At 52.8% G+C, this 13,681-nt stretch carries 13 protein-coding genes and 1 tRNA gene; 12 read left to right on the forward strand and 2 right to left on the reverse strand.

The genetic code is table 11. The features are described from left to right. Window positions 1-12: 12 nt before the first annotated feature. The 12 genes from hisF to RTW82_RS11495 all read left to right on the forward strand — a co-directional run bounded on the left by hisF (window position 13) and on the right by RTW82_RS11495 (window position 12,033). Window positions 13-786, forward strand: coding sequence for an imidazole glycerol phosphate synthase subunit HisF (hisF, locus tag RTW82_RS11440; RefSeq protein ID WP_081711520.1), 774 nt, complete (start codon window positions 13-15; stop codon window positions 784-786). Beyond that, on the forward strand, window positions 776-1,423 hold the full coding sequence (gene hisH, locus RTW82_RS11445) for an imidazole glycerol phosphate synthase subunit HisH (protein ID WP_316925147.1): 648 nt from the start codon (window positions 776-778) through the stop codon (window positions 1,421-1,423). Before hisF ends, hisH begins: the two co-directional genes overlap by 11 nt. Window positions 1,424-1,493: 70 nt before the next feature. Beyond that, window positions 1,494-2,483, forward strand: coding sequence for a Gfo/Idh/MocA family oxidoreductase (locus RTW82_RS11450; RefSeq protein ID WP_316925148.1), 990 nt, complete (start codon window positions 1,494-1,496; stop codon window positions 2,481-2,483). Beyond that, complete coding sequence (locus tag RTW82_RS11455) at window positions 2,480-3,181, forward strand: cytidylyltransferase domain-containing protein (RefSeq protein ID WP_285962267.1); 702 nt, start codon at window positions 2,480-2,482, stop codon at window positions 3,179-3,181. Before RTW82_RS11450 ends, RTW82_RS11455 begins: the two co-directional genes overlap by 4 nt. After that, complete coding sequence (locus RTW82_RS11460; protein ID WP_184490648.1) at window positions 3,174-3,962, forward strand: SDR family oxidoreductase; 789 nt, start codon at window positions 3,174-3,176, stop codon at window positions 3,960-3,962. The genes RTW82_RS11455 and RTW82_RS11460 overlap by 8 nt, the downstream gene beginning before the upstream one ends. A gap of 2 nt (window positions 3,963-3,964) precedes the next feature. Beyond that, window positions 3,965-4,999, forward strand: a complete 1,035-nt coding sequence (gene neuB / locus RTW82_RS11465) for an N-acetylneuraminate synthase (RefSeq protein ID WP_184490649.1) — start codon at window positions 3,965-3,967, stop codon at window positions 4,997-4,999. After that, window positions 4,999-6,126 (forward strand): UDP-N-acetylglucosamine 2-epimerase, encoded by a 1,128-nt coding sequence (gene neuC / locus RTW82_RS11470; RefSeq protein ID WP_316925149.1) that lies wholly within the window; start codon window positions 4,999-5,001, stop codon window positions 6,124-6,126. The genes neuB and neuC overlap by 1 nt, the downstream gene beginning before the upstream one ends. Continuing rightward, window positions 6,116-6,727 (forward strand): acetyltransferase, encoded by a 612-nt coding sequence (locus RTW82_RS11475; RefSeq protein ID WP_316925150.1) that lies wholly within the window; start codon window positions 6,116-6,118, stop codon window positions 6,725-6,727. The genes neuC and RTW82_RS11475 overlap by 11 nt, the downstream gene beginning before the upstream one ends. Then, entirely contained in the window at window positions 6,727-8,202 is a 1,476-nt protein-coding gene (locus RTW82_RS11480; protein ID WP_184490652.1) for an aminotransferase class I/II-fold pyridoxal phosphate-dependent enzyme, read from the forward strand. The genes RTW82_RS11475 and RTW82_RS11480 overlap by 1 nt, the downstream gene beginning before the upstream one ends. 425 nt (window positions 8,203-8,627) lie before the next feature. Next, entirely contained in the window at window positions 8,628-10,598 is a 1,971-nt protein-coding gene (locus tag RTW82_RS11485; RefSeq protein WP_316925243.1) for a nucleoside-diphosphate sugar epimerase/dehydratase, read from the forward strand. Between the two features lie 265 nt (window positions 10,599-10,863). Next, complete coding sequence (locus RTW82_RS11490) at window positions 10,864-11,364, forward strand: hypothetical protein (RefSeq protein ID WP_316925151.1); 501 nt, start codon at window positions 10,864-10,866, stop codon at window positions 11,362-11,364. 351 nt (window positions 11,365-11,715) lie between these two features. Then, window positions 11,716-12,033 (forward strand): helix-hairpin-helix domain-containing protein, encoded by a 318-nt coding sequence (locus RTW82_RS11495; protein ID WP_316925152.1) that lies wholly within the window; start codon window positions 11,716-11,718, stop codon window positions 12,031-12,033. A gap of 230 nt (window positions 12,034-12,263) precedes the next feature. On the opposite strand, the gene RTW82_RS11500 is transcribed toward RTW82_RS11495, so the two are convergent. Continuing rightward, window positions 12,264-12,339: transfer RNA gene (locus RTW82_RS11500), tRNA-Asn, on the reverse strand. A 69-nt stretch (window positions 12,340-12,408) separates the two neighbouring features. Then, window positions 12,409-13,605: an amino acid aminotransferase gene (locus RTW82_RS11505; protein WP_316925153.1), complete on the reverse strand. Its 1,197-nt coding sequence runs from the start codon at window positions 13,603-13,605 to the stop codon at window positions 12,409-12,411. Window positions 13,606-13,681: the final 76 nt, after the last annotated feature.

Raw genomic sequence — 13,681 nt, forward strand, 5'->3', positions numbered from 1 at the left:
CTGGACTTTTAAATGAGCAATTTGCGATTAATACCGCGCTTAGATATCAAGGGGCCCAATCTCATCAAGGGCATTCACCTTGAGGGGTTGCGTGTTGTTGGTGACCCTCAGGAATATGCAGTCCGCTATGCCGAGGCGGGCGCTGATGAGTTGCTTTATGTTGACATCGTTGCGAGCCTCTATGGTCGAAATAATCTAAGCGATATCATTCGCCGTGCTGCTGATAGGGTATTTGTCCCTATTACCGTGGCGGGTGGGATACGCAGTATTGATGATGCGAGACACATCTTGCGTTCTGGGGCGGATAAAGTTGCCATAAATACGGCCGCAGTATTGAGGCCGGAGCTGATTCGTGAGGTTTCAAGGCGTTTTGGCTCTCAGGCGATGGTTTTGTCTATCGAGGCAAAAGAGCAAGCGCCAGGTAAGTGGGAAGCCTACACAGATAATGGTAGGGAGCGCACAGGGCTGGATGTTGTCGAGTGGGCTGTAAGAGGTGTCGAGTTAGGTGCTGGTGAGGTGCTCGTCACCTCAGTGGACCGAGAGGGCACTCGGAAAGGCTTTGACATTGACTTGATTCGCCAGATAAGTGAAGCGGTTTCGGTACCTGTTATCGCTAGCGGTGGTATGGGTAAAGTCGAGCATATGGTGGATGCGGCCAAGTTAGGTAAGGCAGATGCCATCGCAATGGCTGATGTATTGCACTATAACCGACTGACTATTGATGACATTCGTAGTGCGGCACTAGCGGCTGATTTGCCTGTTAGGAAGGTGACCTTTGGTAAATAGAAATATCACGTTACTTGACTACGGTATGGCGAATTTACTGAATGTCGCCAGGGCATTTGAATATTGCGGCGCTACTGTTCGCATTATTGAGGATCCTAAAGACGTTGTTTCTGCGGATCGTCTCGTAGTGCCAGGTGTTGGGGCTTTTGCAGATGTAATTAGAGAGCTCGCGGAACGCGGGCTCGATGAAGCCATTCGCCGATTCTCGGAAACCGAGAGACCACTGTTCGGCATCTGCGTTGGAATGCAGATGCTTTTCGATGGGAGTGAGGAATTTGGTGACCACAATGGCCTGGGGATACTTCCAGGCCAAGTAAAAGCGGTGCCGGCCAAGACAGTTGAGGGCGATGCGCAGCGTGTACCTCATATTGGCTGGAATCATCTTGTGCTTCCGCATTCCCAGCCTTCATGGGCAGGAACGCCTCTGGATGGGTGGGAGAGTGAACAGCCTGCATTTTATTTCGTGCATTCATACTCCGCCCACCCCGACCGCGATGAAGATAAGCTGGCCGAGTGCATATACGGCGGGCATCGGATATGCGCGGCGGTTCGTCGCAATAACATTTTTGCAACTCAATTTCATCCGGAGCGCAGTGGTACTGCCGGACTTGAATTGATTAAGAAATTCTTAGGCTAGGGGAAATCTGGTCCCTTTGTTGTTTGCATAAACGACGCCGTGAAGATGGTGGCTTTTCAGGATCCTGCGAATGCGAGTTTTAGTAATCGGTACCGGATCAATTGGCAGAAGGCATATGCGAACCATCCAAGCGCTTCGTCCAGACGTGCGCTTCGATGTTTTGCGAGAGCGACCTCCGAGATCGAACCTGGTTGATGAGGGCGTTTTTTTTACAGTGTCTTCTAGCCTGACTGAGGCCATTAGTAAGCGACCTCAGTTGATGGTAATTGCCAATCCCAGTGCTTTGCACTTGCCGTTATTGGAGGTCGCTATCGGAGAAGGCATTCCTTTTTACGCTGAAAAGCCTGTTGTGTCTTCGGCTGAAGACTTGGGCGCACTCAAGCGTTGCATTGGTGAGCATGAAATACTGCCGCCGAACATCGTCGGTTGTAATCTTCGATTTCTGCCTTCTCTACAAGCGCTAAGGAAGCTGGTTGAGAGTGGTGACTTAGGGAATATTGTTCACGCTAGCTTCGAGGCTGGACAATGGCTGCCAGACTGGCGGCCCGACATTGACTACAGGACCTCTTACAGTGCGAGAAGAAGCTTAGGTGGCGGAGTTGCTCTAGACCTTATTCATGAGCTTGATTCTGCGCGCTGGATGCTGGGTGAGTTGTACGACATACAAGCCATTTTCGCGAAAGCTTCAGCGCTTGAGATCGATGTTGAAGACTCAGCTTCTTTTTTGATGAAGTCTCGCTTGGGTGCGCTCGTCTCTGTACATGTCAATTATGTAAGTCGCTCACCATTTAGGCGTTATCGAATCGTTGGCGACCAAAGCACCGCTGAGTGGGACTTGCCCAGTCGAACGCTTCGCGTGACAACGGATAAGGGATCCACTGCAGCACCGCTGGGGCCAGATGCATTCGATATTTCTCAGACCTATGTAGCAGCGATGTCCGAGCTTCTGCGGGCAATCGATGAGCAAGCTGTGACATCGCAAGGTATTGAAAATGGTATTTCGGCTTTGGAGCTGATTTTTAGCTCTAATTCAACTCGTTTATCACGGTATGGCGTATGAGAACTATCGCTACCATTTGTGCTCGAGGCGGCTCTGTGGGCGTGCCGAGAAAGAATATTTCACTTCTCAAAGGCAAGCCGCTTATCGCCTACACCATTGAGCAGGCGCTATCGGTACACCAAATCGAATCTGTTTATGTGTCAACAGACTGCCCTGAAATCGCCGAAGTAGCCCGTGCTTATGGGGCAATTGTCCCGTTTCTCCGTCCAGCCGAGTTGGCGACAAGTACCGCCGCTAAAATTCCTGTAATTCAACACCTATGCGATTGGGTTCTCGAAAATGTAGGGCCTTTTGATCGCATTGTTGACCTTGATCCTACTTCTCCTTTAAGGCTTATTTCTGATATCGAGGCTTGCATAAGCCTGTTGGATAATAAAACCGACGCGGTCATAACTGCATTCGAGTCGGAGAAGAATCCATATTTCAATATGGTGGAGTACAAAGAATCAGGGCTTTTAGGGCTGGTTTGCGATACCACGGGTGGAGTCGTTGCTCGTCAGCTAGCACCTTCAGTTTATTCGATGAATGCCTCTATTTACGTTTGGCATCGTGAGACGCTCGCCAAGGGGCTTTGGAATGGAGCGCTTAAGCTTCATGTGATGCCGAGGGAGCGATCAATCGATATTGATAGTCCGTTGGATTTCAAGATAGTCGAGATGCTTCTGTCTGCACGTGATGCGGAGGTGAATAATGGATAGATTCTCCCTTGAAGGGAAAGTTATTGTCGTAACCGGTGCGGCAGGCATACTTGGTAGCAGATTTTGCGATGCGTTGCTTGAGTATGGCGCCCAGGTGATTGGGCTTGACTCCAATAGTCAAGCATTGGCAGAGCTTACGAAGCGGCAACTGTCGACGCGCCTGACTACTCACTGCGTTGATATTAGAGACAGAGAAGCGCTGCGCTTGGTCCATGATGCGGTGTTTGAGCAGTTTGGTCGTATAGATGGGCTGCTCAATAATGCCGCGACTAAAAGTGAGAATTTCTTCGAGCCGTTTGAGACGTTCCCGCTGGAGGATTGGGATCATGTCATGTCCGTTAATCTACAGGGGGCGTTCGTTTGCTGTCAGGAGTTTGGAGGCCGCATGGCGCTCCAAGGCTATGGCAGTATCGTCAATGTTCTTTCTATATACGGTATTGCTGCGCCTGATCAGCGAATATACGAAGGCTCTGAATATCTAGGGCGAGCGATCAATACCCCTGCGGTCTATAGTGCGAGCAAGGCGGGGTTATGGGGGCTGACCAGTTATTTATCCTCCTACTGGGGGAGTCGCCACGTTCGCGTCAATGCGCTTACACCTGGCGGCATTCAAAGCGGCCAGAATCAAGTGTTCGTTGATCGTTATTCCCAGCGGGTTCCATTCGGCTGTATGGGACAAGCAGATGATTTGGTTGGCGCTCTTATTTATCTGCTGTCAGATGCGGCTGGGTATGTGACAGGGCAAAATATAGTGGTTGACGGCGGTTTAACGGTCTGGTGAGCATGAATAGTACTTTCGTTATCGCTGAGGCTGGTGTCAATCATAATGGTTCGCCAGAACTGGCTATTAAGCTCGTTGAGACCGCTGCCCGCTGCGGTGCTGATGCGGTAAAGTTTCAAACTTTTACTGCGGAAAAGCTTGTTCGACGTGGCGCAGAGAAAGCGGCTTATCAAAAGAGCGCTACAGGTGAAGGTGACCAGTTTGACATGCTCAAGCAGTTGGAGATGTCTCCAGAGTTACACGATGCTCTGATCTTGCGTTGCTCGGAGCTCGGGATCGAATTCATGTCGACCCCTTTTGATGAAGAGGCTGCTGATTTCTTACTTGCTTCCGGCATGCGGCGAATCAAGATACCTTCCGGTGAAATAACCAATTGGCCCTTTCTGCGCTTTTTGGCAAAAAAGAATGTTCCCCTGATTCTTTCAACTGGAATGGCATCTCTTGATGAAGTTGTGGAAGCTGTAGCGGCGATTGCAGAGGCTCGGACGAGTGCCGGTCTGACGGAGGCGCTGTCCAGTGTCTTGTGCGTTCTGCATTGCACCTCCAATTATCCAGCGCTTGCGCGGGATGTGAACCTTCGAGCAATGAATACGATCGCCGAGGCAACTGGTCTGCCGGTCGGTTACTCGGACCATACGCTAGGGGTGGCTGTTTCAACCGCAGCGGTAGCGCTTGGCGCTACGGTAATCGAGAAGCATTTTACATTGGATAAATCGCTACCTGGTCCAGACCATCAAGCTTCGCTTGATCCTGATGAGCTTGCACAGTTGGTGGCGCAAATTCGTGTGACCGAGCAGGCTTTGGGTTCCAGTATCAAGGCCCCCGCGACATCTGAACTACCTGTTCGAGCATTGGTACGACGCAGCGTTTCATTGGCGCGCGATGTTAAGGCTGGGGAGACTTTGAGCGCTCAGGATTTATGCCTGCTGCGCCCGGGTAACGGAATTCCGCCTGCTGCCCTGGATCAGGTAATAGGTCAAACCCTTGGTGAGTCCATGGTTAGCGGAACGACTCTCCAATGGGAAATGCTAAGCTAATGCGCCGTATCCTATATGTCACTGGAACCCGTGCTGACTTTGGCCTCATGCGTTCTTCCTTGCTCATGATTCATGGCCGTCCAGGCTTGGAGCTAGGAATCCTAGCGACGGGTATGCATCTGGACTCGCAGTACGGAGATACTATCCGTGAAGTTGAGTCCTGCGGTATTTCGATAGTTGCCCGTGTGCCTGTAGAGCTTCGCTCCGATAGCGGTTCCGCCATGGCAAAGGCCATTGGCGTGGAGATCCTTGGGATGGTCGAGGCGTTCGAGCAGTGGAGACCCGATGTGGTGATGCTGCTGGGCGATCGGGGTGAGATGCTGGCGGGAGCAATTGCCGCACTTCATCTGAATGTCCCGATTGTTCATATTCACGGAGGAGAGCGCTCGGGTACTGTCGATGAGCCTGTACGCCACGCTATATCCAAACTCGCACACTACCACTTCACTGCGACAGCTGGTGCGCGTGAGCGACTGCTTCGTATGGGGGAACGAGAAGAGAACATTTTCGTTACAGGGGCGCCCGGGCTCGACGGTCTTGCTGATATTCAGTTACCTGTGCGTGACGAGATAGCGCAGGGGTATGGATTTGATCCCTCACTCCCTATTGCGTTGGTTATCTTTCACCCGGTAGTGCAGCACGCAGAGCTTGCTGACCGGCAGATGCGAACGTTGCTCGAAGGCATTCGTCTGGTGGACGATCTTCAGGCACTGGTGCTGATGCCCAATGCGGATGCTGGTGGGGAAGCTATTCGCGCGGTCTTGTCAGATCCAGCTCTCGGTGTGCGAGTGGTCGATCATTTGCAGCGAGACGACTTCTGCCGTTGGATGTCGATTGTTGACGTAATGGTGGGGAACTCCAGCAGCGGCATCATCGAAGCAGCCAGTTTTCATACCCCAGTGGTCAATGTCGGTAATCGTCAATTAGGGCGGGAGCGGAGTGATAACGTGGTGGATGTCGAGGTTGATGTAACCGCAATACAGCGCGCGCTGGTCCAAGTCTTGGCCAAAGGGAGAGTTGCCGTAAGAAATGTGTATGGAGATGGTGCTGCTGGTTTGCGTATTACTGACCTGCTCGAAAGACTTCCCTTGAACCGCGACTTGTTGCTCAAGTGCAATGCATACTGAGTACTTTATTCTTGGCGCCGGCGGGCATGGCAAAGTCGTGCTGGATGCCTATGTTCGGAACGGGCGTACTGTCCGTTTGTTCGATAATAATTCTTCTCGAGTGGGTGAGATACTGCTCGATCATGCAATTGAGTTGCAGCCTGTTCTGACTGGCTCTTCGTTCTACGGTCATTTAGCCATTGGGGAAAATTTAACTCGGCGACGACTGCTGGCGACGTTTGATAATCAAGTTCTAGGTTGGTTTACTGTTATACATCCCCACTCAAGCGTTGCAGTAAGCGCCCAAGTGGCCGATGGCTGTTTCGTTGCTGCGTATGCTGTTATTGGGCCAGATGCAATTGTTGGTCGATCTACAATTATCAACCATGGTGCAATAGTTGATCATGATTGCAGGGTTGGTGAGTGTTGCCATATCGCTCCGAATTCCACATTGGGTGGGGGCGTTACGCTTGGCAATGAAGTTCTCATAGGCAGTGGGGCGGTAATCTTGCCTGGTATCTGCATTGGAGATGGCGTGCGTGTTGGTGCCGGGGCGGTGGTTACACGCAACGCACCTGCAGGCGCTGTTTTGGTTGGTGTTCCTGCTAGGATTTCTTTGTGATGATTGAGTTACAGCGCGTCATTATTCACCAAGGGCTTTCTTTGAGGGAGCTGCTTGCTCGCATGGATCAGGGCGGTGCAGAAATTCTGCTATTGGTAGATGGAAGTGGCCGCTTGGTTCGGACCGTTACCGATGGTGATCTTCGCCGCTTGTTACTGGCTGGTACCGCATTGGAGGAGGTGCAGTTCGAGCTTCCAGAGAAGACGCCGATTACGGTGCAAGATGGGACGGACCGAGAGCTGGCTCTCGATCTGATGAAGCAAAATGATGTCAATCATATCCCCGTGCTTGATGACTTCGGGCGTCCAATAGAGCTGCTACGTGCTCGCGACCTTGAGTCGCCTATTCTTTTGTCGACGCCGCATATGGGGGATCAGGAACTCTCCTTCATCAACCAGGCTTTCGATACTAACTGGATTGCTCCTCTTGGCCCCAACGTCGATGCTTTCGAACGAGAGCTGGCGGAGAAAGTTGGCGTTGGCCATGCGGCGGCGTTGAGTTCGGGCACCGCCGCTATTCACCTCGCACTCATCCTTCTGGGGGTTAATGAAGGGGATAGTGTGTTCTGTTCCAGTCTGACGTTTGTCGCCAGTGCCAATCCTATTCTCTATCAGAAGGCTGTCCCGGTATTCATCGACTCCGAGCCTGAAACCTGGAATATGTCACCTGCAGCATTGCAGCGTGGCCTTGAGCAGGCTGCTCGGGATGGACGTCTTCCAAAGGCTGTGATTGTCGTCAATCTGTATGGGCAGAGCTCGGATTTCGATCCTATCGTAGCGATTTGTGACAAGTTCAATGTCCCGCTGATCGAGGATGCTGCTGAGTCTCTAGGTGCCAGTTACAAAGGCAGAGCCAGTGGTACTTTCGGTAAGCTCGGTATCTATTCGTTCAATGGCAACAAGATCATCACTACCTCCGGAGGGGGGATGTTGGTGTCGGATGATCGAGCTTTGATTGAGAGAGCACGCTTCTTTGCGACGCAAGCTAGAGATCCAGCACCGTGGTATCAGCACACGAGTGCCGGTTTCAATTACCGTATGAGTAATGTCCTGGCTGGTATAGGTCGTGGGCAGTTGCGCGTTCTGGAGGAGCGAGTTGGCCAGCGACGTGCGGTGTTCGAACGATATCGCGACAGTGGCATCGGTGGAGAGAGCTTTCAGTGGATGCCTGAGGCCTCCTTTGGCCGCTCGACACGATGGCTTAGTTGCGGCGTTTTTGACTCTGAGGGCCGTGTTGATGTTCAGCGCTTTATCGAGCGACTGGCGGAGCATCGTATTGAGGCACGAAGGATATGGAAGCCGCTACACCTGCAGCCGCTTTTCGAAGGGTGTGCTTATTTTCCTCATGATGAGGATTATTCCGTCAGCGATCATATTTTCGCTCATGGCATCTGCCTGCCCTCCGGATCCAATATGACAGAGCGGGAGCAGGATCGTGTGATAGATACCGCTAAGAAGATTTTTGCGAAGTTTTGATGGGGTGAGGAGAGAGGACTGTGTTCCTCTCTGAGAAATATTGCTTCTGCCTGTGGGAAGTGGAGGGTGGCTGCTTGGTGGCGTGTCATGTTTAGCTGCCTGCTCCCACCCGCCTCAAGCTGTTATGCGGCAAGACCTCGAGATCAAATGATGCGGTTGGGGGCGGAGTCTCCTTAGCCATCAAGCCACAGGTTGCGTCATGCACGAAAGTGCGAGTGTCTGGCCAGACCTGGCACTTTACGAGAGTGGACAGTTCATTCGTTGTCGGTTGCGGACGGCACGATGGTGTGGAAACGTGTGCGTAGTGGTCGATGAGATCGCTTCAGTTGCAGGACTTTGCTTGGGGCTGCCAGCGCAGAACCAGGCTTTTTGAAGGATATGGTGCCGTTGTTGTGTTGAGACTAGCTGACAAACTCAGAGAACGCATGCTGCGCTTGCCGCGTCGTTACAAGCGATCAATCCAGATCTTCATGGACGTTGTGTTGCTGTGGGTCGCCTTGTGGTTGGCATTCGTGATACGCCTCGGGGACATGGACAATATCTTTCCATTCAGTGGGCACTTATGGTTGTTCTTGGCTGCACCATTGGTGTCCATACCGCTGTTCATTCGTTTTGGTATGTACCGAGTCGTCACACGCTATCTGGGGAATGACGCACTTCTCGCTATTGTTAAGGCTGTGAGTTTGTCTGCCTTGGTCTTGGCATTGGCGGTGTACTGGTATCGAGATGCTCCCGCAATGATTCCTCGATCCATGGTGCTGAATTACTGGTGGTTGAGCATCATGTTGATCGGTGGTTTGCGGCTATGCATGCGTCACTATTTCGTGGGCAACTGGTTTTCGCCTGAGCAGCCGTCCAGATTCGGTGGGTTCGATAGCCGACTTTCTCGAGTTGCGATCTATGGGGCTGGAGCTGCTGGAAATCAATTGGCTGCAGCCCTCCGCATGGGGCGTGCCATGCGGCCTGTTGCTTTCATCGATGACGATCAGAATATCTGTAATCGTGTAATAGCAGGCCTGCGCGTGTACTCGCCTGGTCACATTCAGCAGATGATCGACGAAACGGGTGCGGTAGAAATTCTTTTGGCTGTGCCATCTGCAAGTCGTACACGCAGACGGCAAGTACTGGAAACATTGGAGCAATATCCGCTGCATGTTCGAACCGTACCGGGCTTCATGGACTTGGCGAGTGGTCGTGTAAAGGTAGAGGATGTTCAGGAAGTGGACATCGCCGATCTTCTCGGGCGCGACGCAGTGCCGCCACAGCAAGAATTGTTCGAGCGTTGCATTCGAGGCCAAGTGGTCATGGTGACAGGGGCGGGTGGCTCCATCGGCTCGGAGTTGTGCCGGCAGATTCTTTCTACCGATGCAAAGATATTACTGTTGTTCGAGCATAGCGAATTTAATCTATACAGCATTCACACGGAGTTGGAGCAACGGATACGCAGGGAGTCTCTCAGCGTGCGGTTGTTCCCTGTTCTCGGTTCGGTCCGTAATCAGGAGCGTCTGTATGAGTTGATGCGAGTGTGGGCTGTCAACACCGTTTACCATGCGGCAGCTTATAAACATGTACCGATGGTGGAGCACAATATCGCCGAAGGAGTCATGAATAACGTGCTGGGGTCGTTGTATACGGCTCAGGCAGCGTTGCGCGCCGGTGTTGAGCACTTCGTTCTGATTTCCACTGACAAGGCAGTGCGCCCTACAAATGTCATGGGTAGCACAAAGCGTTTAGCTGAAATGGTTTTGCAGGCATTGAGTCAAGAAGTTGCGCCCGTATTGTTCGGTGATGAAGAGCAACTGCACCAAGAAAACAAGACACGCTTCACCATGGTGCGCTTTGGCAATGTGCTGGGCTCCTCGGGCTCTGTCATTCCACGCTTTTACGATCAGATTCGTAAGGGTGGGCCCGTGACAGTCACTCATCCGAATATAACTCGCTACTTCATGACTATTCCCGAGGCCGCACAACTGGTGATCCAGGCCGGGTCAATGGGTCAGGGTGGTGATGTATTCGTTCTGGATATGGGACAGCCTGTGAAGATTGCCGAATTGGCCGAGAAGATGATTCATCTAACAGGGCTAAGTGTCTGCTCCGAGGCTAATCCCCACGGGGACATCTCAATCGAATTCACAGGCTTACGGCCTGGTGAGAAGCTTTATGAAGAACTCTTGATCGGTGACAACGTAAGTCCTACTGACCATCCGATGATCATGCGTGCTAATGAAGAGCATCTACCGTGGGAGGCTTTCAAGGAGGTTATTGTCAATTTGATCGAATCTGTCGAGCAGGATGATTATGATCGCGTACGCCAGCTATTGCGTGAGGCAGTTTCTGGTTATGCTCCAGAGGGTGAAATAGTTGACTGGATGCATTCGAAGCGCACATTGAGCTGATTTATACTGGGCCTTTCCTATGGGCTCTAGGTTCTCAGATTAATTGTTGGGTCTCATGTGATTGCGGTCTGGTGTGCCTTGATTGGCTTTTGCTGCTCTGGATATGGTCGTTCAGGGCCAGTGATGGGCTGGTATTCGTTTGAAAGGGGGCTGATTGAAGTATTTTTGGCTTTTCTTGTGTTTTTTTCTGGGCTTTTACTCTTTGAGTGAGTCTAAAAGCGGCCGATTGTTTTTGTTTTCGGGAGCACCGGCAAAGCATGACTCCATGATTATGACTGGTAGCGCTGCCATCCCTATCGCATACGATGAGCTTGAACCAGTCCTTTCGGATTCGCCTGCAGCGGAGACCGCCAGCCAAGTCAGGTATGTCTATAAAGTCGATCCATCTAAAATTCCATCTACAGCGACTCATGTATTGGTGCTGGTCAAGATGAAGGCCTATATACCTATCGATGCGGGCAGTGGCGGAATGAACTATGCGCAGATTTTTGCGAGAGTTCCTGATAATAACCATTTTATTCATTGTGAGGCTTGGGGCGGAGGTATCGACTGGCAAGAAGAGCGCCGGCGTGTAACCTTCTCCAGTGTCTATCTCCCTATTGTTAATGGGAAGGTTACCATTGATGTAGGGCGAGAAATAAGACTTCGTGGAACTGTCGAATTCGCCGTTTATATGGAGGGTTACCTAGATGGCAAGTACGGGGCTCTTGATACCATGAAGGCGATTTTCAATGATTTGCGGAGCATGGCATCCGGTTTGTATTAAAGGTTGCTCGTTAGAGGTGCTGACCTGTTTAATTAGTGCATCAATATGATGCGGCCGGTTAGGGCGGGCCATGTTCGTCATGATGGTTTGTTCTTGGTCGCTCAATCTTCACCAAGACAAGCGGTGAGCTTTCGAGCTGATCTCATGCTTGCATGTAGGTTTTCGAGCGGATGACTATGGATTGATTCGTGAGGTCCTACAGGAAACTGCCAATATTTACCCTCTTGAGTAGGAAGTTTTTGACTGAATCCATCAATGGCGTGGAATTGAACCGCATCTCTCTAATGGCTAGTTTGGCTCGGCGGATCTAGGAGTACCGCCCTTTAAGCTAGTCACATGGAGATTCAAGTGATGACCCTCGTACGGATTCTGTCCCTGTTGTTCGTTTTTCTCGGCTTCGCCGGTTCTGCCATTGCTGCAGAGGTACCACCCAAGAGCGAGCCGGCAAAGGTTGCCGCCGAACAGGTCAGCAAGAAGATCGATATCAACAAGGCTGACGCTGCGGCACTGCAGGAGGTGATGATCGGAGTCGGTGAGCTGAAGGCCAGGGCGATAGTGGAATATCGTGAAGCCAATGGCGCTTTCTCGTCAGTAGACGATCTATTGCAGGTCAAGGGGATTGGTGCCAAGACCCTTGAGGCTAACCGTGATAGGCTCAGTGTTGAATAAGCGTTGAGAGTGACACGAAGAAAGCCGGCTTGATAGCCGGCTTTTTTGTGCCTTGCTGATTGCTTGTTCGTTACCGCAACCGTAGTGCTGGGTTTGACGGACGTCGAACGCGCTTCAGCGCGGCCACGGAGGGTGAGGGCCGAAGGTCCGAATAACCGGGGACGAAGTCCCTAGGAGAGTCCAGTGGCTTAAACGAAAAAGCCCCCGGCATGTGCCGAGGGCTTTGAATTTGGCTCCGCGACCTGGACTCGAACCAGGGACCCAATGATTAACAGTCATTTGCTCTACCGACTGAGCTATCGCGGAACAACGACGCGTATCCTACTGATTAAGAAGGAGAAGTCAAGCGTTTGGCTTGAGCTTCTCCTGCTTTTTTCACAGTACCTGGGTGATGGCGCGGGTGACGCTTTCCAGGTTGCTGTTATTCAATGCGGCGACGCAGATGCGGCCGGTGCTGACGGCGTAGATGCCGAACTCATTCTTCAGGCGTTCTACCTGCTCGGCGGTGAGGCCGGAGTAGGAGAACATGCCGCGTTGGCGGGCTACAAAGCTGAAGTCGCGCTTGGCGCCGAAGGCGGCCAGTTGCTCGACCATGGCCAGGCGCATGTCGCGGATACGCTGGCGCATCTCGCCCAGTTCCTCTTCCCACAGTGCGCGCAGTTCGGGGCTGTTGAGCACCGAGGCGACGACTGTGGCGCCGTGGGTCGGCGGGTTGGAGTAGTTGGTGCGGATCACGCGTTTGGCTTGCGACAGCACGCGGTTGCCCTCGTCCTTGGAGCCCGTGACGATGGACAGGGCGCCAACGCGTTCGCCGTACAGCGAGAACGATTTGGAGAAGGAGCTGGAGACGAAGAAGCTCAGGCCGGACTGTGCGAACAGGCGAACGGCTTCAGCGTCCTGCTCGATGCCGTCACCGAAGCCTTGATAGGCGATATCGAGGAGGGGCACGTGCTCGCGTTCGCGCAGCACTTCCAGAACGGCTTTCCAGTCGTCGAGGTTCAGGTCGACGCCCGTCGGGTTGTGGCAACAGGCGTGCATCACGACGATCGAACGAGGAGGCAGGGCCTTGAGGTCTTCGAGCATGCCGGCGCGGTTCACGCCGTGGCTGGCCGCGTCGTAGTAGCGGTAGTTCTGCACCGGGAAGCCGGCGGACTCGAACAGGGCGCGGTGGTTTTCCCAGCTCGGGTCGCTGATGGCGACCACGGCGTCAGGCAGCAGGCGCTTGAGGAAGTCGGCACCAGTCTTCAGGGCCCCGGTGCCCCCGACGGCCTGGGTGGTGATAACACGGCCGTCCGCAATCAGCGCCGAGTCGCTACCGAACAGCAGCTTCTGCACGGCCAGATCGTAGGCGGCGATGCCTTCGATCGGCAGGTAGCCGCGCGGTGCATGGGCTTCGATGCGGGCCTTCTCGGCCTCGGCAACGGCGCGCAGCAGTGGAATACGGCCCTGTTCGTTGTAGTAGACGCCCACGCCAAGGTTGACCTTGGTCGGGCGCGGATCGGCGTTGAATGCTTCGTTGAGGCCCAGGATGGGGTCGCGCGGAGCCATTTCGACGGCAGAAAACAGACTCATGATGCGGCTGCTCGAGAGGAAGGAAGTTGGAGGCCTGGCAACCCCGCGAGCATCGTGCATTGGGGTTGCGCAATCG

Source organism: Pseudomonas sp. zfem005, assembly GCF_032621735.1.
Classification (GTDB): domain Bacteria; phylum Pseudomonadota; class Gammaproteobacteria; order Pseudomonadales; family Pseudomonadaceae; genus Metapseudomonas; species Metapseudomonas solani.